Source organism: Nocardioides sp. Z13_37, from assembly GCF_058355585.1.
Window position 1 is genome coordinate 296,952 of the sequence record NZ_JBZGDV010000001.1, and the last position, 18,875, is coordinate 315,826.

The window sequence follows — 18,875 nt, forward strand, 5'->3', positions numbered from 1 at the left end:
AAGAGAACCCCCCATGGACTTCAGCGCCTTCCTCGACGGCTTCGGCGTCGTCACCCAGCCCGGCAACCTGCTCTACTGCCTGATCGGCGTCGTCGTCGGCATGCTGATCGGCGTGCTCCCGGGCCTCGGCCCGGCCGCGACGATGGCGATCCTGCTGCCCGTCGTCTACAGCGCGCACGACCCGGTCGCCGCGATCATCATGCTCGCCGGCATCTACTACGGCGCGCAGTACGGCGGCACGATCACGTCGGTGCTCCTGCGCATCCCGGGCGAGGCCAGCTCGGTGGTGACGGTCTTCGACGGCTTCGCCCTGGCCAAGCAGGGCAAGGCCGGCACGGCGCTCGGAATCGCTGCCATCGGCTCGTTCGTCGGCGCGACCATCGCGATCATCGGGCTGACGCTGCTCGGCCCCCTCGTCGCCTCGTTCGCCCTCGACTTCGGCCCGCCGGAGTACGCCGCGCTGGCGCTGCTCGGCGTGCTGCTGGTCGCCACCATCGGCAACGGCAACACCATCAAGGCGCTCGCCGCCGCCGCGGTCGGCCTCCTCCTCGCGACCGTCGGCAGCGACAGCTTCACCAGCGCCGACCGCTACACCTTCGGCAGCCTCAACCTCGAGGACGGCATCGACTTCGTCGTCGTCGCGATGGGCCTCTTCGGCGTCGGCGAGATCCTCTACAACCTCGAGGAGCGCTACGGCAAGCCGCACGTGCCGGCCGCCATCGCCAACATCTGGCCCTCCCGCAAGGACCTCCGCGAGGCCGGCCCCGCCATCGGGCGCGGCTCGATCATCGGCTTCGTCCTGGGCGTGCTGCCCGGCGGTGGCGCCGTGATGGCGTCGCTGGCGGCGTACGCCGCGGAGAAGCGGGTCGCCAAGCAGCCCGAGCGCTTCGGCCGCGGTGCCATCGAGGGCGTCGCCGGGCCGGAGTCGGCCAACAACGCCGCCGCCACCTCGTCGTTCATCCCCCTGCTGACGATCGGCATCCCGGCCAACGCCTCGATGGCGATGCTCTACGCCGCCCTGCTGGTGGTCGGCGTGACCCCCGGCCCGCAGCTCATCGACGAGCGCCCCGACCTCTTCTGGGGCGTGGTCAACTCGATGTACATCGGCAACCTGATCCTGCTGCTGCTCAGCATCCCACTGGTCGGGATCTTCGTCCGGATCCTGCGGGTGCGCCCGGCGATCCTCGCCCCGATCACCGCGCTCATCACGATCCTGGGCGTCTACACGATCCGCAACTCGGTCTTCGACATCTTCTTGATGATCTTCTTCGGCATCGTCGGCTACGTCATGAAGAAGACCGGCTTCGAGCCCGGCCCGATGGTGCTGGCCTTCGTGCTCGGCTCCCTCATCGAGTCGAGCTTCCGCCGCTCGATGCTGATCTTCGACGGCGACGCGACCGGCTTCGTGACCCGCCCGATCTCCGGCACCATCCTCGCCTTCGTCGTCCTGGTCATCGTGTTCCCGCTGATCAAGAGGGCCTTCCGCCGCAGCCCCGCCGCCGAGGCCACCACCCCCGAGACCGTCCACCGAGAGGACTCCCTGCGATGACCATCGTGATCGGCTACGTCCCCACCCCCGTCGGCGAGGCGGCCCTCGAGGCCGGCCTCGCGGAGGCCATGGCCCACGGCGACGACGTCGTGATCCTCAACAGCCCCCGCCGGCGCAGCACCGTCGACGGCGAGCTCATCGACGAGGCCGCCTCCGACGAGTTGGTCGCGCGGGCCGCCGCGGCCGGCGTCACCGCCCGCGTCGACCACTCCGAGCACGGGGACGACATCGTCGAGACCTTCAGCCGGGTCGCCGAGGCGACGTCCGCCCGGCTCGTCGTGATCGGCCTGCGCCGGCGCTCGCCGGTAGGCAAGCTCGTCACCGGCAGCGACGCGCAGCGCCTGCTCCTCGACCTCGACGCGCCGATCCTGGCCGTCAAGCCCGCCCGGTGACCGTGAGCCGCAGCCGCGTCTCCCGCGTCGTCGTCACGCCGGTCGCCTTCGAGGACCCGCCGCTGCTCAACGTGGTCGGCGTCCACCAGCCCTACGCCCTGCGCGCGATCGTCGAGCTGCACACCGACTCCGGCCTGCTCGGGCTCGGTGAGACCTACGCCGACGAGACCCACCTCGGGCGCCTCGAGGCCGTCGCGGCGGCGCTGCCGGGCCACGACCCGTACGACCTGCACGGCCTGCGCCGGCTCGTCACCGACGTGCTGGGCCGCGAGACAGGTGGGGGCGGCGCGTCGTTCGGCGGGATGCTCGACGTCGACTCGGCCGTCGACACCGTCTACTCCCCCTTCGAGGTCGCCTGCCTCGACGTGCAGGGCCACGAGGCCGGCGTGCCGGTCAGCTCGCTCCTCGGCGGTGCCGTTCGCGAGTCCGTGCCGTTCAGCGGCTACCTCTTCTACAAGTGGGCGGGCCACCCGGGCTTCGCCGACGACGCCTGGGGCGAGGCCCTGACCCCCGACCAGATCGTCGCCCAGGCGCGCCGGATGGTCGACGGGTGGGGCTTCTCCTCGCTCAAGCTCAAGGGCGGGGTGTTCGCTCCCGAGGACGAGTGCGAGGCGATCGAGGCGCTGCGCGAGGCGTTCCCGTCGATGCCGCTGCGGCTCGACCCCAACGGGGCCTGGACCGTGGAGACCTCGATCAAGGTGGCCGAGCGGCTGGCCGGGGTCGTGGAGTACCTCGAGGACCCGACCCCCGGCATCGAGGGCATGGCCGCGGTCTCGGCCCGCACCGACGTACCCCTCGCGACCAACATGTGCGTCATCGCGATGGAGCACCTGCCGCCCGCGATCGCCCAGGACGCCGTGCAGGTCGTGCTCTCCGACCACCACCTGTGGGGTGGGCTCAGGAGGTCGGCGCTGCTCGGCGGGATCAGCGAGGTCTGGGGGCTGGGGCTGTCGATGCACAGCAACTCCCACCTCGGCGTCTCGCTCGCCGCGATGGTCCACCTCGCCGCGGCGACGCCCCACCTCACCTACGCCTGCGACACCCACTACCCGTGGAAGACCCGCGACGTCCTCTCCGACGGCGCACTGCCGTTCGTCGACGGGTCCGTGGCCGTGCCGACAGGCCCCGGCCTCGGGGTCTCGCTGGACCGCGACCGGCTCGGCGAGCTCCACGAGCTCTACCTGTCCTGCGGCGTACGCCGCCGCGAGGACACCGTCTACATGCGCTCCATCCAGCCGGGCTTCGAGGTCAACACCGCCCGCTGGTGATCCCGACGTCGGGCGAGTGGGCTCATCCTGGCTGCAAATTGGTGTCGAGGCGGCGCATCTTGGCTGCAAATTGGTGTCGAGTCGGCGCATCCTGACCGAGGCACCACCACGTCATCTCTAGATCGCTCTTGACTTATATAAGCCTTTGCTGAAACGCTCAGGGCATGTTCAACGTAGCCAACCACCTGGGCGCGGTGACCCGCGCCGTCGAGGACAGCACCCACGAGGGGACGCCGGTGAAGGTCGTCGTCGCCTCCCGCACCTACCCGACCGACGTCGACGACCTCTGGCAGGCCGTCACCGACCCCGAACGCATCGCGCGCTGGTTCGCACCGGTGTCCGGTGAGCTACGGCTCGGCGGGCGCTTCCAGGTCGAGGGCAACGCCGGCGGCGAGGTCGCCGCCTGCGACGAGCCGAAGCACTTCTCCATCAGCTGGGAGTTCGGCGACCAGACCACCTGGGTCGACGTCGATCTCGAGGCGGCCGGCGACGCCACGACGCTCACCCTGCGGCACGCCGCCGACGTACGCGACAGCGAGCACTGGGCGACGTACGGCCCGGGCGCGGTCGGCGTCGGCTGGGAGCTCGGCCTGATGGGCCTCGCCGAGCACCTCGCCACCGGCACACCGATCCCCCACGAGCAGGTCGAGGGGTGGGGCGCGTCGGCCGACGGGCTGGCGTTCATGAGCGGCTCTGCAACCGAGTGGGGCGAGGCCGACGCGGCCTGCTCCGACGACCCGGACGCCTCACGCGCGGCGGCCGCCCGCACTGCCGCGTTCTACACCGGCGCCGAGCACCCGGCCTGAGGTGCACGCCTTCGACGTCCTCGGCGACCCAGTGCGCCGCCGGATCCTGGAGCTGCTCGCCGCTGGCGAGACAAGCGCCGGGGTGGTGGCCTCGACGGTGCGCGCCGAGTTCGGCATCAGCCAACCGGCGGTGAGCCAGCACCTGAAGGTGCTGCGCGAGCACGGCTTCGCGACCGTCCGCGCCGAGGGCACCCGCCGGCTCTACGCCGTCGACCCCACCGGACTCCGCGAGGTGGATGCGTGGGTGGAGCAGTTCCGGGTGTTCTGGGAGCACAAGCTCGATGCGCTCGGCACCGAGGTCGCGCGCGGCAAGCGGAGCCGAGGCGGCGCGTCCTGACCGCCTCTCGGGTCGAGTCGGCGCGTCCTCACCGCCCGTTGCGGTCGAGTCGGCGCGTCCTAGCGTCTTTCGTCGTGAGGTTGCGTCGACTCGACCACTCCTGAACGTCAGGACGCGCCGACTCGACACCCCGAGCCCGTCAGGACGCGCCGACTCGACCCCGCCCGAACGTCAGGACGCGCCGACTCGAGCCACCAGAGGCGTCAGGACGCGCCGACTGGGCGCCGCCTTCGCGTCAGTACGCGCCCACTCGAGCCACCAAAGGCGTCAGGACGCGCCGACTCGACCCCGACCGAACGTCAGGTGACGCGGCGGCGGGTGTTGCCGAGGTGCAGCCGCATGGCGGCCCGGGCGGTGTCGACGTCGCCGGCGAGGACGGCCGCGGCGACGTTGTCGTGCTCGCGCCGCACGCGCTCGACGTGGGTGGCGTCGGTCATCGAGTACGGCTCGGCGAGGCGGGTGCGCGGCAGCATGATCATCATCGGCCCGAGCGAGCCGAGCAGGTCGGCGTAGAACCGGTTGCCCGTCGCCCGCGCGATGGCGAGGTGGAAGGCGAAGTCGGCCTCGACGGCGCCGACGTGGCCGGCGCGGGTGAAGCCCGCCATCGCCTGCTCGATCGCGGAGGCGTCGGCGGCCGTGTGGTGCAGCGCGGCCAGCCCGGCCGCCTCGCTCTCGACGCCGATGCGGAAGTCGAGCATCGCCAGCACGTCGGCCTGCGAGCGGATCGCGGACGACTCCACGCTGAACGACGACGCCTCGGGCACCGCGAGCACGAACGACCCGCGGCCCTGCTGGGTCTCGACCAGCCCCTCGGCCCGCAGCCGGGTGACCGCCTCGCGCACGACGGTGCGCGAGACGCCGTACTCGTCGCTGAGCTCGGCCTCCGACGGCAGCTTGGCCCCGGGCGCGAGGTCGCCGGCCAGGATCTTGTCCTTGAGGCCGGCGACCACGCTCGCCGACAGGGTGCTCATGCCGAGAAGGTAGCGGTCTCCACCGTGAGCTCGCGCATCCGCTCGGTGAGCGTGAACCCGAGGCCCGGACGCTCCGGCACGAAGATCCGCCCGTCGCGGATCTCGATGCGCTCCTCGAACAGCGGGTTGAGCCACTCGAAGTGCTCGACCCACGGCTCGGTGGGGTACGTCGCCGCGAGGTGGAGGTGGATCTCCATCGCGTAGTGCGGTGCCAGGTCGAGGCGGTGGTGCGCGGCGAGGGTGGCGAAGCGGAGGAACGGCGTGATGCCGCCGATGCGCGGGGCGTCGGGCTGCACGATCCCGCGGTAGCCGGCGTCGACCAGGCCCATGTGCTCGTCGACGGAGGTCAGCATCTCGCCGGTGGCGATCGGGGTGTCGAAGGTCTGCGACAGGTCGGCGTGGCCGACGTGGTCCCAGGCGTCGAGCGGCTCCTCGATCCAGATCAGGTCGAACTGCTCGAGCTCGCGGCACATCCGGCGCGCGCGGGCACGGTCCCACTGCTGGTTGGCGTCGACCATCAGGGGGCCTGCACCGAGGTGCTCGCGCAGCGCGGCGACGCGACGCAGGTCCTCGCGCCAGTCGGGCTGGCCGACCTTGATCTTGATGCCGCCGATGCCGGACGCGAGGGAGGCGGTCGCCTTCTCCTTGATCTCCTCGACGGAGGCCTGGAGGAAGCCGCCGGACGTGTTGTAGACGCGGCACGAGTCGCGGTGCGCGCCGAGCAGCTTGGCCAGGGGCAGCCCCGCCCTGCGGGCCTTGAGGTCGTAGAGCGCGACGTCGAGCGCGGCGACGGCCTGGGTCGCGACGCCGGAGCGGCCGACGGAGGCGCCGGCCCACATCAGCGACTCGTAGATCTTGGCGATGTCGCTGGGGTCCTGGCCGATCGCGACCTCGACGACCTCCTTGAGGTGGGCGTACTGCGCCTTGCCGCCCGCGCGCTTGCTGTAGCTGAAGCCCATGCCCTCGAAGCCCTGCTCGGTCGTGAGCTCGACGAAGAGCATGACCGTCTCGGTCAGCGGCTTCTGCCGGCCGGTGAGCACCTTGGCGTCGCTGACCGGGTTGGGCAGCGGCAGCACGACGTGGGACAGCGTCACGCTGCGGATCCGGTCGCCGGCGCCGGGCCCGGTGGCAACAGCCGGCGCGGTGGCCGGAGCGGTGGAGGTCTGGGTCATGGGAATTCCTCGGGTCGTCGCAAACTTGTATGATGAGTGTGCAACTCGTTACACAAGTACGTCAAGCCACGGTCAGGAGCACTCGATGACGCAGGTCCGCAGCAGCCGGCAGGTCCCGCGGTGGCGCGACCTCGAGCCTTTCCTCCACCCGCGACCGGTCGAGCGCAACGCCGTGGGCCGTCGGCTGGCGCGGTGCCTGTCGGTCGACGACGTCGAGCGGTTGGCCCGCCGCCGGGTGCCGGGAGCGGTGTGGGACTACGTCGAGGGCGGCTCCGACGGCGAGCACGCGATGCGCCGCAACCGTGAGGCGTTCGACCGCGTCGAGCTGCGCCCGACCGCCTTCGAGCAGGTCGCCGAGCCCGACACCTCGACCACGCTCCTCGGCCGTCCCACCGCCGCGCCGATCGTCCTCGCCCCCACCGGCTACACCCGGCTCAGCCACCACACCGGTGAGCGGGCGGTGGCCGCGGCTGCCGCGCAGGCCGGGCTGCCCTACACGCTCTCGACCTACGCCACCACGTCGATCACCGACGTCGCGGACGCGGCGCCGGGCGGGCGGAACTGGTTCCAGATCTACCTGATGAAGGACCGCGCCGTGACCCGCGCGCACCTCGACGAGGCGCGCGCCCGGGGCTACGAGGCGCTGATGCTGACGATCGACACGACCGTGACCGGCATGAAGCGCAAGGACAAGCACAACGGCTTCGCCATCCCGCCCCAGCTCACCGCGCGCACGGTGGGCGGGATGGCGCGCCACCCGCGCTGGGTCGCCGACATCCTCACCACCGAGCCGCTGCGGTTCGCCACCTTCCCGGAGGGCTCGACGTACGCCCGGTGGGGCATGTCCAACGAGCTGCGCGAGCAGCAGATCCGGCCCGCCGACATCGCCTGGCTGCGCGAGCAGTGGGACGGCCCCGTCGTGGTCAAGGGCGTGCAGTCGGCGCGCGACGCGGTGATCGCCGTCGACGCGGGCGCGCACGCGATCGTGCTGTCCAATCACGGCGGTCGCCAGCTCGACCGCGCGCCCGTGCCGCTCGAGCTGCTGCCCGACGTGGTGGACGCGGTGGACGGGCGGGCGGAGGTGCTGCTCGACTCGGGCGTACGCACCGGGGGCGACGTCGTCGCGGCCGTCGCGCTCGGCGCCACGGCCGTGCTGGTGGGGCGCGCCTACCTCTACGGCCTGATGGTCGGCGGCCAGCGCGGCGTGAGCCACGTGCTCGACCTGCTCATCGAGGAGATGCGCCGCGCGATGAGCATGATGGGAGCGCCGGGCGTCGCCGCCCTCACCCCGGACCACGCGCGGCTGAGGGACCGATGAGGCGGGCCGGCTCAGCCGACCGGGGTCACCAGCTCGCCGCGCTCCAGGAACGCCTCGACGTTGTCGAGCACCAGCCGGGCCATCGCCTCGCGGGTCTCGACCGTGGCGCTGCCGACGTGCGGCAGCAGCACGACGTCGTCGCGCGCGAGCAGCGCCTCGGGCACGTGCGGCTCGTCGGCGAAGACGTCGAGCCCCGCGCCGGCGATCCGGCCCTCCTCCAGCGCCGCGACCAGCGCGTCCTCGTCGACGACCGAGCCGCGGGCCACGTTGACGAGGTGGCCCTCGGGGCCGAGGGCGTCGAGCACGTCGGCGTCCACCAGCTTGTCCGTGCCCGCGCCGCCGGGGGTGAGCACGACCAGCACGTCGCTCGCGCGGGCGAGCGCGACCGGGCTGTCGTGGTAGGTCCACGCGACGTCCTTGGGGCTGCGCGAGTGGTAGTGCACGACCGCGCCGAAGGCCTCCAGCCGCTCGGCGGCGGCCGTGCCGATGCGCCCCAGGCCGAGCACCCCGACGACGGCCCCGCGCACGTCGCGGGTCAACGGCATCCGCTCGCCCCGGGCCCACGCCCCGCTGCGCACGAACCGGTCGGCCGCCGTGATCCCGCGCAGCACGTCGACGACGAGGAAGGCCGCGAGGTCGGCCACCGCGTCGGTGAGGACGTCGGGGGTGTTGGACACGACGATGCCGCGGCGGCGCGCCTCCTCCACGTCGACGTTGTCGTAGCCGACGCCGAAGTTGACGATCGCGCCGAGGTCGGGGAGCGCGTCCATCTCGGCCGCGCCGGCGCGGGCCCCGCCGCCGACCACCGCGACGCGCACGCCCGCGGGGTCGGACAGGCCGTCGAGCGACGGGGCGGCGTGGCGCTCGGCGAGCCACTCGCGCACGAAGGGCATCAGCCCTCCGAGCTGGACGACGCGGACCGGGTGCTGGGTGTCGGAGGTCACCACGCCATCCTTGCGGGGCCACGGTCGCCGCGTCCAAGACGGGCTGGCTATCGCACGATGCACCGGACGGGGGAGCGATGGACCTGCTGACCGGCTTCGCGACCATCCTGGTCGTGATCGCCGCGGGCGCCGGGCTCGCGCACGCCGGGGTCCTCGACCGGCGCTCGCAGCGCACGCTCGGCGAGATCGCGTTCTTCGTCGCCTCCCCCGCGCTGCTGCTCGTCACCATCAGCCGGGTGCACCTGGAGTCGGCGGCGATCAACCTCGCCGCCTCGTCGGTGTCGCTGGGCGTCGTCTTCGCGACGTACGTCGTGGTGGCGCGGCTGCGCTGGCGGCTCTCCACGGGCCCGCTGCTGATCGGTGCGCTGTCGTCGTCGTACGTCAACGCAGGCAACCTCGGCATCGCCATCGCGGCCTACGTGGTCGGCGACATCACCGTGGTCGTGCCGGCGCTGCTGGTGCAGATGCTGCTGGTGCAGCCGCCCTCCCTCGTCGTCCTCGACCGGATCACCGGGCGCGGCAACGGCGTGCGCGCCGTGGCGCGGCGGCTGGTGACCAACCCGCTGACGGTCGCCGCCGTCGTCGGGGTGGTCCTGGCGACCACCGGCTGGACGCTGCCGCAGGTGGTCCTCGACCCGCTCGAGCTGCTCGGCGGCGCGGCGATCCCGCTGCTGCTGATGTCGTACGGCGCCGCGCTGAGGCTGAGCCCCCCGCTCGGCCGGGCGGGCCACAACGGCGAGGTGCTGCTGGCGAGCGTGCTCAAGCTCCTCGTCATGCCGGCCGTCGCCTGGGCCGTTGCAGCGGGACTCGGGCTCGACGGACGCGCCCTGCTGGGCGTGGTGATCACCGCTGCGCTGCCGACCGCCCAGAACATCTTCCTGCACGCCACCCGCTACCGCGTCGGCGAGGATGTCTCCCGCGAGACCATCCTGGTCACCACCGTGGCCTCGCTGCCCGTGGTGCTGCTCATCGCCCTCGTGCTCGGCTGACCCACACCCCCTGAGGAGAACCCGTGACCGACCTGCTCGACCGCCTGCGAGACGCCGTCGGCGAGGCCCACGTGCTGAGCGCCGAGGCCGACGTCGCGCCCTACGTCGTCGACTGGACCGGCGTGCACCGCGGCAGCGCGCTCGCCGTGGTGCGTCCCGGCTCCACCGACGAGGTGGCGGCGGTGCTGCGCGCCTGCCACGAGACGCGTACGCCGGTCGTCCCGCAGGGCGGCAACACCGGGCTGGTCGGCGGCGGCGTGCCCGACTCGTCGGGCCGTCAGGTCGTGCTGTCGCTCGGCCGGATGCGCACCGTGCGCGAGGTCGACCCGGTGGCCGGGACGATCACCGTCGACGCCGGGGTGGTGCTCGCCGACGTGCAGGCCGCGGCCGCCGGGGCCGGGCGGCTGTTCCCGATGTCGCTGGGCTCCGAGGGCAGCTGCACGATCGGCGGCAACCTCGCCACCAACGCCGGCGGCACCGCGGTGCTGCGCTACGGCATGACCCGCGAGCTGGTGCTCGGCCTCGAGGTCGTGCTGCCCGACGGCCGGGTGTGGGACGGCCTGCGCGGGCTGCGCAAGGACAACACCGGCTACGACCTCACCCAGCTGTTCGTGGGCTCGGAGGGCACGCTCGGCGTCATCACGGGCGCGGTGCTGCGGCTGTTCCCCGCCACGCCACGCCACGCCACCGCCTGGGTCGCGGTGCCGTCGGTCTCGGCGGCGGTGTCGCTGCTCGCCCTGGCCCAGGAGCACGCCGGGGTGCACCTGTCGACGTTCGAGATCGCCAACCGCCAGGCCGTCGAGCTCGTCCTCGCCCACCTCCCCGGCGCGAGCGACCCGCTGTCCGGGCCGAGCGCCTGGTACGTCCTGGTGGAGCTCGCCGGGTCGGCCGTGGACGACGGCCTCGAGGAGGCCCTCGAGTCGCTGCTCGGCGCGGCGGTCGAGGCCGGCGCGGCGTCCGACGCGGCGATCGCCGGCAGCCCGGCACAGCGCTCCGCGCTCTGGGCGATGCGGGAGGGCATCTCGGAGGTGCAGAAGGTCGAGGGGGCGACGCTCAAGCACGACGTCACGCTGCCCATCGCCCGGCTCGCGGAGTGGACCGAGGCCACGACACCGCTGCTCCAGGAGGTCTGCCCCGGGGTGCGGCCGGTGACCTACGGCCACGTCGGCGACGGCAACCTCCACTACAACCTCAACGCCCCCCTGGCCGACGGCCGCAGCGACGACGACGCACTGCGCGCCGCGGCGGCCGACCTGACCGCGACGATCTACGACTCGGTGGCCCGCGAGGACGGATCGATCAGCGCCGAGCACGGCCTCGGTCGCACCAAGGCCGCCGCCGCGGCGTCCTACAAGTCGGACGTCGAGGTCGACCTGATGCGCGCGGTCAAGCAGGCCCTCGACCCGGACGGGCTGATGAACCCAGGCGTCCTGCTCCCGCCCGGACCCTAGGCCCCGGCCTAGGGTGGCGCCATGAAGGCACAGACCCTCGGTCGCGTCCTGCTCGGCTCGGCGATGGTGGGCGCCGGGGTGATGCACCTGACCACGCAGCGCGAGGAGTTCCAGGCGCAGGTGCCCGACTGGTTCCCCGTCGACGAGGACCTCACCGTGCTGGGCTCCGGCGTCGTGGAGATCGCGCTGGGTGGCGCGTTCGTCGCGCTGCCCAAGCACCGGCGCACGGTCGGCGCGCTGCTGGCCGCGTTCTTCGTCGCGATCTTCCCCGGCAACATCGCGCAGTACGTCGAGGGCACCGACGCGTTCGGCCTCGACAGCGACCGCGCGCGGCTGGTGCGGCTGTTCTTCCAGCCGCTGCTCGTCGTGTGGGCGCTCTGGGCCGGCGGGCTGCTCGGCCGGCGCCGGCCGGCCGTCGCCGAGCGGGAGCAGCTCGACGAGGTCGAGACGGGCGAATAGCCCGCCCCTTGCGGGTTTGCGGCCCGTCAGACGGGGCACGAAGGGTCCGACTGAGAGGGGGACTCGTGCCCATCACCATGCCCATCACCATGCCCATCCGCAGGAGCACCAGCAGGACGCTCGTCGGCGTCGCCGGCCTCTGCGCCCTGGCGCTGACCGCCACCACGGCGCCCGCCACGACCGCCGCCGCGTCGCAGGACGACCGCCGTCAGGTGGACCTGCTCGACCCGGCCCCGACCGCCCGCACGACGACCGACGGAGGGGCTGCCGGCGGCGAGCGTTCGCGTGCCGTCGACCTCGACGAGGCCGCGCTGGACGGACTGCGCGCCGGTGACCGGATCAGCCTCGCACTGTTCGACGACACCACGATCACCGCGGTCGTCGACGACCGCAGCTCCTCCGACGGCGTGACGTCCTGGACGGGGGCACTCGTCGGCACCGCCGGCACGTTCGCCGCGGTGGAGGTCGACGGCGTGGTCCGGCTGAGTGTCGCGTCCGCAGCGGACGGCGCCTTCGAGATCAGCAGCACCCGCGACGGCGGCTACGAGGTGGCCGAGGTGCCGGCCCCCTCCGACGCCCGCGACGACGCGGTCCGGCCCGCGGAGCAGGCCGCGATGCACGCCGACCACGAGCGCGCACAGGCCCCGGCCGGGAGCAGCGCCGGCGCTCCGGTGTCGGAGGACGCCCCGTCGACCATCGACGTCGCCATCGTCTACCCCGCCTCCCTGCCCGCATCGGCGGGCGGGGACGCCGCGATGCAGGCGCAGTTCGCCCTCGGCATCACGCAGACCAACCAGGCGTTCGCCGCCTCGGGCATCGGCACGCAGATCCGGCTGGTCGGCACCCGGCAGGTCGCCGCGGCCCAGTACTCCTCGCTCAACGCCAACTACCAGGCGCTCAGCCTCGCTGGTGACGGCGTGTTCGACGAGGCCCAGGCGCTCCGCGAGGAGACGCACGCCGACCTGGTCAGCCTGTGGCTCGGTGGCCCCTACCCCTCCGGCAGCTCCTGCGGCCTCGGGTCGCTCGGCGGCACCAACCCGGCCTACGATCCCGAGCGCGCGGCCTGGACGGTCGTGTGGGCCGACAAGTGCGCCACCGGCAACCTGACCTTCGCCCACGAGATCGGCCACAACCTCAGCGCCGACCACGACGCGAGCGCGTCGTTCCCGCCGAGCGGCGGCAAGCCCTACGCCCGCGGCTACGTCGACGCGGCCGGCGGCTTCCTCACGGTCATGGCCTACCCGACCGCCTGCCCGACCTGTGCCCGCATCAACTACTTCTCCAACCCCAACCTGGCCTACAACGGCCGCGCCACCGGCTCCGCGGCCGCCAACAACACGCAGGCCGTCAACGAGCAGATCGCGGCCGTCGCCGACTACCGCCAGTCGCAGATCTATCCCGGCGTGCCCAGCATCGGCGGCAGTCCGCGCTTCAAGGCCATGGCCGCAGCCACCTCGACGCCATGGGCGCCCGCGGTCACGCTCGCGTACCAGTGGCTGCTCGACGGCGTCGCCGTCCCGGGTGCCACCACGAGCACCTTCTCGCCGTCGCGACGCGACATCGGCAAGAGCCTCAGTGTGCAGGTCGTCGGCTCCGCGCCCTTCTACCCGTCGGTGGCGACGGTCTCGGCCCCGGTCATGGTCGGCAAGGCACCGTTCCGCACGAAGCGACCCAAGCTCCGCGGCGTGCCGCGCGCCGGCCGGGTGCTCTCGGTCAAGGTGAAGGGCTGGAAGCCCGCGCCCACCACGAAGAGCGTCAAGGTGCGCTACCAGTGGCTGAAGAACGGCAAGAAGATCAAGGGCGCCACGAAGGCGACCTACCGCGTCCGCGCCAAGGACCGCGGCAAGAAGATCTCCGTGCGCGTCACCGCGAGGAAGAAGGGCTACGAGAAGGCGGCGGAGACCTCGAAGAAGGTGAAGATCCGTCGCTGACGCCTGCTCGCCGGGCGGGTCACAGGGTCGGCAGCCAGTCGACCCGTCCGGCGAGCAGGGCGTACCCCACGAACGCGCCCACGTCGAGCAGCGTGTGGGCCACGACGAACGGCATCACCCGGCCCCAGCGGCGGAAGAGCCAGCCGAAGAGCAGCCCCATCGCGAGGTTGCCGACGAAGCCCCCGAGCCCCTGGTAGAGGTGGTAGCTGCCGCGCAGCAGCGCCGCAAGGCCGATCGCCGCGGTGTCGCCGAAGCCGATCTGGCGCAGCCGCACCTGCACGAAGCCGAGCACCACGAACTCCTCGAGGACGGCGTTCTCCGCCGCCGCGAGCACCAGCACCGGCACCCGCCACCACTCCCCCGGCAGCGACTGCGCCACGACGGTGAGGTTGGTGCCGAGCGCGTAGGTCGCGAGGTAGAACACCACGCCCACCGACCCGACGCCGGCCGCCAGCCAGGCGCCCCGCCCCCAGTCGCGCCACGTGCTCCAGCCGCCGTCGCGCGCCCACACCTCGCGCAGCCGGGTGCCGGAGCGGACCAGCAGGTAGCCCGCCAGCGCGACGGGCACCAGTGCGAAGCCGATCCGCAGCAGCTGGTAGGTCAGGTCGAGCCACGGCCGATCGGGGGCCAGTGAGTTGTTGAGGTTGGCCGCCTGCGACGACAGCGGGCCGGGCGCGGTCAGCGCCGAGACGATGCTGACGACGGAGTAGACCGCGCTGCGGCCCAGCGAGAGCAGCAGGACGAGCGCCAGCTCGGTCCAGAGCAGCGCCTTCGCCAGGTCGGGAACGCCGCCGGGCACGGGGGTGTCCCGCAGCCGCCACCAGGGTCTCGTCGCTCCGGTCGCCGTGCTCACCGTCCCAGCATCCCAGCCCGCCCGAGCCCGCCCGCTGTAACGCCGGGTTAGGTGCTGTACCCACCCGGATATATCCAGGTGGGTACAGGCGCTAACCCGGCGTTACAGGGGGGTACGTCCGCGTCGGCGGGCGGGGGCGGGGGCGGGGCGGGTGGGCGCGGGGCGGGACCGGTCAGGAGGTGAGGACGAGCCCGTCCTCACCGACGTCGACCGTGACCGAGCCGCCGTCGCTGATGGTGCCGGCGATCAGCAGCCGGGCGAGCGGGTCGCCGATGGCCGACTGGATGAGCCGGCGCAGCGGCCGGGCGCCGTAGGCCGGGTCGTAGCCGGTCTCGGCCAGCCAGGCGCGCGCGGCGTCGGTCACCGAGATGCTGATCCGCCGCACCGCGAGCCGCTTCTCCAGCAGCGCGAGCTGAAGGTCGACGATGTGCGCCAGGTCGTCCTTGGTCAGCGCGTCGAACATCACGACCTCGTCGAGCCGGTTGAGGAACTCGGGCTTGAAGTGCGCGCGCACGACGCCCATCACCGACTCCTTCTTCACCGCCGGCTCCATCAGCGGGTCGACCAGGAAGTTGGAGCCGAGGTTGGAGGTGAGGATCAGCAGGGTGTTGCGGAAGTCGACCGTGCGGCCCTGGCCGTCGGTGAGCCGGCCGTCGTCGAGCACCTGCAGCAGGATGTCGAAGACCTCCGGGTGCGCCTTCTCGACCTCGTCGAGCAGCACGACGCTGTAGGGCCGGCGGCGCACCGCCTCGGTCAGCTGGCCGCCCTCGTCGTAGCCGACGTAGCCGGGAGGGGCGCCGACGAGCCGCGAGACCGAGTGCTTCTCGCTGTACTCGCTCATGTCGATGCGCACGATCGCCCGCTCGTCGTCGAAGAGGAAGTCGGCGAGCGCCTTGGCCAGCTCGGTCTTGCCGGTGCCGGTGGGGCCGAGGAAGAGGAACGACCCGGTCGGCCGGTTGGGGTCGGCGATGCCGGCGCGCGAGCGGCGTACGGCGTCGCTGACCGCGCTGACGGCCTCGCGCTGGCCGATCAGGCGCTGGCCGATGACCGACTCCATCTCGAGGAGCTTGGCGGTCTCGCCCTGCAGCATCTTGCCGGTGGGGATGCCGGTCCAGGCCTCGACGACGTCGGCGATCTGCTCGGCGCCGACCTCCTCGCCGACCAGCGGCTCGAGGTCGACCGCCTCGACGCTCTCCACCTCGGCGATCTGCTTCTCGAGCTCGGGGATCTGGCCGTACTGGATCTCCGAGGCACCCGCGAGGTCACCCTCGCGCAGCTTCTTCTCGGCGTCGATCTTGAGCTGGTCGAGGCGACGGCGCAGCTCGCCCTCGCCCTGGAGCTGGCCCTTCTCGCGCTCCCAGCGGGCCTCGAGCCCGCGCAGCTCCTCCTCGTGGTCGGCGAGGTCCTTGCGCAGCGCCGCGAGCCGCTCGACCGACGCGGCGTCGGTCTCCTTCTCGAGCGCGAACTCCTCCATCTTGAGCCGCTCGACCCGGCGACGGAGCTGGTCGATCTCCTCGGGCGAGGACTCGTGCTCCATCCGCAGCCGGGAGGCGGCCTCGTCGATGAGGTCGATGGCCTTGTCGGGCAGCTGGCGCCCGGTGATGTAGCGGTCGGACAGCGTCGCGGCGGCGACGAGCGCGGCGTCGGTGATGCGGACGCCGTGGTGCGCCTCGTACTTCTCCTGGATGCCGCGCAGGATCTGGATGGTGTCCTCGACGCTGGGCTCGCCGACGAAGACCTGTTGGAAGCGACGCTCCAGCGCGGGGTCCTTCTCGATGCGCTCGCGGTACTCGTCGAGCGTGGTGGCGCCGATCATGTGCAGCTCGCCACGCGCCAGCATCGGCTTGAGCATGTTGCCGGCGTCCATCGCGGAGTCGCCGCCGGCGCCCGCGCCGACGACGGTGTGCAGCTCGTCGATGAAGGTGATGACCTGGCCGCCGGCGTCCTTGATCTCCTCGAGCACGGCCTTGAGCCGCTCCTCGAACTCACCGCGGTACTTCGCGCCCGCGACCATCGCCGCGAGGTCGAGGGCCAGCACCCGGCGGCCCTTGAGGGAGTCGGGCACGTCGCCGGCGACCACACGCTGGGCGAGGCCCTCGACCACGGCGGTCTTGCCGACGCCGGGCTCGCCGATGAGCACGGGGTTGTTCTTGGTGCGTCGCGAGAGCACCTGGATGACGCGGCGGATCTCGGCGTCACGGCCGATCACGGGGTCGAGCCGGCCGTCCTCGGCCGCCTGGGTGAGGTCGACGGAGTACTTCTCGAGCGACTCGTACGACGCCTCGGCGCTCTCGCTGGTCACCCGCCGGTTGCCGCGCACGGCCGTGATCGCCTCGCGCAGGCCGGACTCGGTGAGACCGGCGTCGGTGAGCACCTTCTTCGCGCTCGACTCGACGGTCGCGGTGGCGACGAGGAGGTGGTCGGTGGCGACGTACTCGTCCTTCATCGAGCCGGCCAGGTCGAGGGCCGAGGCGAGCACCCTGGTCAGGGCGGCCGACGCGCTGGGCTGCTGCACGGTCGAGCCGGTGGCGCGGGGGAGCTGGCGCTGCACGGCCTCGGCCTGGGCGAGCAGCGTGGCCGGGTCGACGCCCGCCTTCTGCACCAGGCTGCGGGTGGCGCCGTCCTCCTGCTTCAGCAGGGCGACGAGCAGGTGGATGGGCTCGGTGGTCGTGTTGCCGCCGGTCGTCGCGGCGAGCTGGGCAGCCTCGATGACCTCGCGGCTGCGGGTGGTGAACTTGTCGGCACCGAACTGGCTCAACTCTTCCTCCGTCTGCGTCGTGTGGGAACCACTGTGGTCCCGTTGGTTCCAACGCGCCAGAAGTTGAGTCGATTCCCCTCAACTTCAGTTTTTACCCCCCGGCCGTGAGCACGGCCCGCGGGCGGCTCACCGGGTGGCTCAGGCGAACGGGTCGGGCAGCGCCCCCGGCAGGCAGGCCAGCAGCTCGCGCGCCCGCACGGCGTGCTTGTGCTCGACGAGCACCTCGTACTTCGTCGCCACCACCTGCGTCACCGAGGAGAAGTCGCGCTGCCCGCGCGTGAAGGCGTAGCCGATCAGGGCCCAGATGAGGCCGAAGGTGGCACCGATGAACGCCGTGCTGAGCAGCACCTGCCACAGGTTGGCGGTGGTGAACAGCGCGAAGACGAGCCCGATGAACACGCCGAACCACAGCCCGGACAGGATGCCGCCGACGGCGATCTTCGACCAGGTCAGCCTCCCGGTGACCCGCTCGATCCGCTTGAGGTCGGTGCCCACGATCATCATCTGGTCGACGGGGAAGTCGGCGTCGGCGAGGAAGTCGACGCTCCTCTGCGCCTGGGCGTAGTCGTCGTAGACCGCGAGCGACTGCGGGAACTGGAGCTTGAGCGGGGACGAGGGAGTCAGGCCCTGGGTCGACATGTCTCCACGATACGACCGCCTGCGGGCAGTCTGGTCGAATTCTTTACCGAGCAGCTGTTTCATTCTGCGAACAACCGGGCAGAGTGGTGCTATGGACAAGCTGATCTTCGACAACCGAGCGGTCGGCGCGTTGTTCGTCTTCCTCCTCGTGGTCAACGCCTTCGCCATCCAGCACGGGTGGTACACCGGCTGAGGACCCTTCCGCTCCCTCACCACGCGCGTGCGACGATCCCCGGGTGGCGACACCCGGGTTGAGTTCCGACTGCTCGCGCTGCTTCGCACTGTGCTGCGTCCTGCTGCCCTACTCCGCCGACGCCGGCTTCGGCGCCGACAAGCCGGGCGGGCGCCCCTGCCTCAACCTGCTCGAGGATGACGGCTGCCGCATCCACGCGACGCTGCGCGAGGACGGCTGGCCGGGCTGCACCGTCTTCGAGTGCTTCGGCGCCGGCCAGCAGGTCTCGCAGGTGACCTACGCAGGCGTGTCGTGGCGCGAGCCCGGCAACCCGCCGCACCGACTGGCCGAGATGGGCGCGGTGCTCACGGTCATGCGCCAGCTGCACGAGATGCTCGCCCACCTCGTCGAGGTCGCCCGGCGCTCGCCCGACCCGGCCGCCGACGCGGTGCGCACCGAGATCGAGGACCTGACCGGCGCCGACCCGGAGACGATCCTGCTCGCCGACCTCGACTCCCTCCACGACCGGGTCGGCCGGCTGCTGGCCGAGGCCAGCACGCGCGTACGACGACCGTGGCCCGCCGGGCGGGACCACGCGCGGGCCGACCTGGCCGGGCAGCGGGTCACCGGCGACCACCGCGGCTCCACCTTCCGCGGCGCGCTGCTGATCCGGGCGGACCTCCGCGGTGCCGACCTGCGCGACGCCGACCTCCTCGGCGCCGACCTGCGCGATGCCGACGTGCGGGGCTGCGATCTCTCGAGCGCCCTGTTCCTCACCCAGCCCCAGGCCAACGCCGCGATCGGCGACGTCGCGACCACCCTTCCCGACGGCCTGTCGCGCCCGGGCCACTGGCGGGCGTGAGGCG

Annotated in this window: 17 protein-coding genes; 11 read left to right on the forward strand and 6 right to left on the reverse strand. The window is 72.4% G+C overall.

The window, feature by feature from the left end; all coding sequences use genetic code 11:
• Positions 1-13: 13 nt before the first annotated feature.
• The 5 genes from AC4H2S_RS01425 (at position 14) to AC4H2S_RS01445 (ending at position 4,352) form a co-directional block, all read left to right on the forward strand.
• Positions 14-1,549 carry a tripartite tricarboxylate transporter permease gene (locus tag AC4H2S_RS01425; RefSeq protein ID WP_491495170.1) on the forward strand — a complete coding sequence of 512 codons (1,536 nt, stop codon included), beginning with the start codon at positions 14-16 and terminating at the stop codon, positions 1,547-1,549.
• A complete protein-coding gene (locus tag AC4H2S_RS01430) occupies positions 1,546-1,941 on the forward strand; it encodes a universal stress protein (RefSeq protein WP_491495171.1) in 396 nt (131 codons plus the stop codon). The genes AC4H2S_RS01425 and AC4H2S_RS01430 overlap by 4 nt, the downstream gene beginning before the upstream one ends.
• 2 nt (positions 1,942-1,943) lie before the next feature.
• Positions 1,944-3,209 carry a glucarate dehydratase family protein gene (locus tag AC4H2S_RS01435; protein ID WP_491495172.1) on the forward strand — a complete coding sequence of 422 codons (1,266 nt, stop codon included), beginning with the start codon at positions 1,944-1,946 and terminating at the stop codon, positions 3,207-3,209.
• A gap of 164 nt (positions 3,210-3,373) precedes the next feature.
• Complete coding sequence (locus tag AC4H2S_RS01440; RefSeq protein WP_491495173.1) at positions 3,374-4,015, forward strand: SRPBCC family protein; 642 nt, start codon at positions 3,374-3,376, stop codon at positions 4,013-4,015.
• A 1-nt stretch (position 4,016) separates the two neighbouring features.
• Positions 4,017-4,352: an ArsR/SmtB family transcription factor gene (locus AC4H2S_RS01445; protein WP_491495174.1), complete on the forward strand. Its 336-nt coding sequence runs from the start codon at positions 4,017-4,019 to the stop codon at positions 4,350-4,352.
• 299 nt (positions 4,353-4,651) lie between these two features.
• On the opposite strand, the gene AC4H2S_RS01450 is transcribed toward AC4H2S_RS01445, so the two are convergent.
• Both AC4H2S_RS01450 and AC4H2S_RS01455 read right to left on the reverse strand, forming a co-directional pair.
• Positions 4,652-5,323: a FadR/GntR family transcriptional regulator gene (locus AC4H2S_RS01450; protein ID WP_491495175.1), complete on the reverse strand. Its 672-nt coding sequence runs from the start codon at positions 5,321-5,323 to the stop codon at positions 4,652-4,654.
• Positions 5,320-6,495 (reverse strand): L-talarate/galactarate dehydratase, encoded by a 1,176-nt coding sequence (locus AC4H2S_RS01455; RefSeq protein ID WP_491495176.1) that lies wholly within the window; start codon positions 6,493-6,495, stop codon positions 5,320-5,322. Before AC4H2S_RS01455 ends, AC4H2S_RS01450 begins: the two co-directional genes overlap by 4 nt.
• An 85-nt stretch (positions 6,496-6,580) precedes the next feature.
• On the opposite strand from AC4H2S_RS01455, the gene AC4H2S_RS01460 reads away from it, so the two are divergent.
• On the forward strand, positions 6,581-7,813 hold the full coding sequence (locus tag AC4H2S_RS01460; protein WP_491495177.1) for an alpha-hydroxy acid oxidase: 1,233 nt from the start codon (positions 6,581-6,583) through the stop codon (positions 7,811-7,813).
• Between the two features lie 11 nt (positions 7,814-7,824).
• On the opposite strand, the gene AC4H2S_RS01465 is transcribed toward AC4H2S_RS01460, so the two are convergent.
• A complete protein-coding gene (locus tag AC4H2S_RS01465) occupies positions 7,825-8,757 on the reverse strand; it encodes a 2-hydroxyacid dehydrogenase (RefSeq protein ID WP_491495178.1) in 933 nt (310 codons plus the stop codon).
• 77 nt (positions 8,758-8,834) lie between these two features.
• On the opposite strand from AC4H2S_RS01465, the gene AC4H2S_RS01470 reads away from it, so the two are divergent.
• The 4 genes from AC4H2S_RS01470 to AC4H2S_RS01485 all read left to right on the forward strand — a co-directional run bounded on the left by AC4H2S_RS01470 (position 8,835) and on the right by AC4H2S_RS01485 (position 13,587).
• Positions 8,835-9,746, forward strand: coding sequence for an AEC family transporter (locus tag AC4H2S_RS01470; RefSeq protein WP_491495179.1), 912 nt, complete (start codon positions 8,835-8,837; stop codon positions 9,744-9,746).
• A 23-nt stretch (positions 9,747-9,769) separates the two neighbouring features.
• Positions 9,770-11,197, forward strand: coding sequence for an FAD-binding oxidoreductase (locus AC4H2S_RS01475; protein WP_491495180.1), 1,428 nt, complete (start codon positions 9,770-9,772; stop codon positions 11,195-11,197).
• 21 nt (positions 11,198-11,218) lie between these two features.
• Positions 11,219-11,656: a DoxX family protein gene (locus AC4H2S_RS01480; RefSeq protein ID WP_491495181.1), complete on the forward strand. Its 438-nt coding sequence runs from the start codon at positions 11,219-11,221 to the stop codon at positions 11,654-11,656.
• Between the two features lie 65 nt (positions 11,657-11,721).
• Positions 11,722-13,587 carry a reprolysin-like metallopeptidase gene (locus tag AC4H2S_RS01485; RefSeq protein WP_491495182.1) on the forward strand — a complete coding sequence of 622 codons (1,866 nt, stop codon included), beginning with the start codon at positions 11,722-11,724 and terminating at the stop codon, positions 13,585-13,587.
• A 19-nt stretch (positions 13,588-13,606) separates the two neighbouring features.
• Here AC4H2S_RS01485 and AC4H2S_RS01490 read toward each other — a convergent pair whose 3' ends face one another.
• From AC4H2S_RS01490 to AC4H2S_RS01500, 3 genes are all read right to left on the reverse strand, one after another.
• The gene (locus AC4H2S_RS01490) at positions 13,607-14,440 is read right to left on the reverse strand and encodes a CPBP family intramembrane glutamic endopeptidase (protein WP_491495183.1); all 834 of its coding nucleotides are present in this window, start codon (positions 14,438-14,440) and stop codon (positions 13,607-13,609) included.
• A 172-nt stretch (positions 14,441-14,612) separates the two neighbouring features.
• The gene (gene clpB, locus AC4H2S_RS01495; RefSeq protein ID WP_491495184.1) at positions 14,613-17,198 is read right to left on the reverse strand and encodes an ATP-dependent chaperone ClpB; all 2,586 of its coding nucleotides are present in this window, start codon (positions 17,196-17,198) and stop codon (positions 14,613-14,615) included.
• A gap of 138 nt (positions 17,199-17,336) precedes the next feature.
• Positions 17,337-17,837 carry a YflT domain-containing protein gene (locus tag AC4H2S_RS01500; RefSeq protein WP_491495185.1) on the reverse strand — a complete coding sequence of 167 codons (501 nt, stop codon included), beginning with the start codon at positions 17,835-17,837 and terminating at the stop codon, positions 17,337-17,339.
• A gap of 236 nt (positions 17,838-18,073) precedes the next feature.
• On the opposite strand from AC4H2S_RS01500, the gene AC4H2S_RS01505 reads away from it, so the two are divergent.
• Positions 18,074-18,871, forward strand: a complete 798-nt coding sequence (locus AC4H2S_RS01505) for a pentapeptide repeat-containing protein (RefSeq protein WP_491495186.1) — start codon at positions 18,074-18,076, stop codon at positions 18,869-18,871.
• Positions 18,872-18,875 lie beyond the last annotated feature (4 nt).

Excerpts from the sequence above, each read along its gene's own strand:
- AC4H2S_RS01480 (WP_491495181.1), top strand. The coding sequence starts at position 11,219 with ATGAAGGCACAGACCCTCGGTCGCGTCCTGCTCGGCTCGGCGATGGTG.
- AC4H2S_RS01425 (WP_491495170.1), top strand. The coding sequence starts at position 14 with ATGGACTTCAGCGCCTTCCTCGACGGCTTCGGCGTCGTCACCCAGCCC.
- AC4H2S_RS01450 (WP_491495175.1), bottom strand. The coding sequence starts at position 5,323 with ATGAGCACCCTGTCGGCGAGCGTGGTCGCCGGCCTCAAGGACAAGATC.
- AC4H2S_RS01470 (WP_491495179.1), top strand. The coding sequence starts at position 8,835 with ATGGACCTGCTGACCGGCTTCGCGACCATCCTGGTCGTGATCGCCGCG.
- AC4H2S_RS01500 (WP_491495185.1), bottom strand. The coding sequence starts at position 17,837 with ATGTCGACCCAGGGCCTGACTCCCTCGTCCCCGCTCAAGCTCCAGTTC.
- AC4H2S_RS01440 (WP_491495173.1), top strand. The coding sequence starts at position 3,374 with ATGTTCAACGTAGCCAACCACCTGGGCGCGGTGACCCGCGCCGTCGAG.
- AC4H2S_RS01455 (WP_491495176.1), bottom strand. The coding sequence starts at position 6,495 with ATGACCCAGACCTCCACCGCTCCGGCCACCGCGCCGGCTGTTGCCACC.
- AC4H2S_RS01430 (WP_491495171.1), top strand. The coding sequence starts at position 1,546 with ATGACCATCGTGATCGGCTACGTCCCCACCCCCGTCGGCGAGGCGGCC.
- AC4H2S_RS01460 (WP_491495177.1), top strand. The coding sequence starts at position 6,581 with ATGACGCAGGTCCGCAGCAGCCGGCAGGTCCCGCGGTGGCGCGACCTC.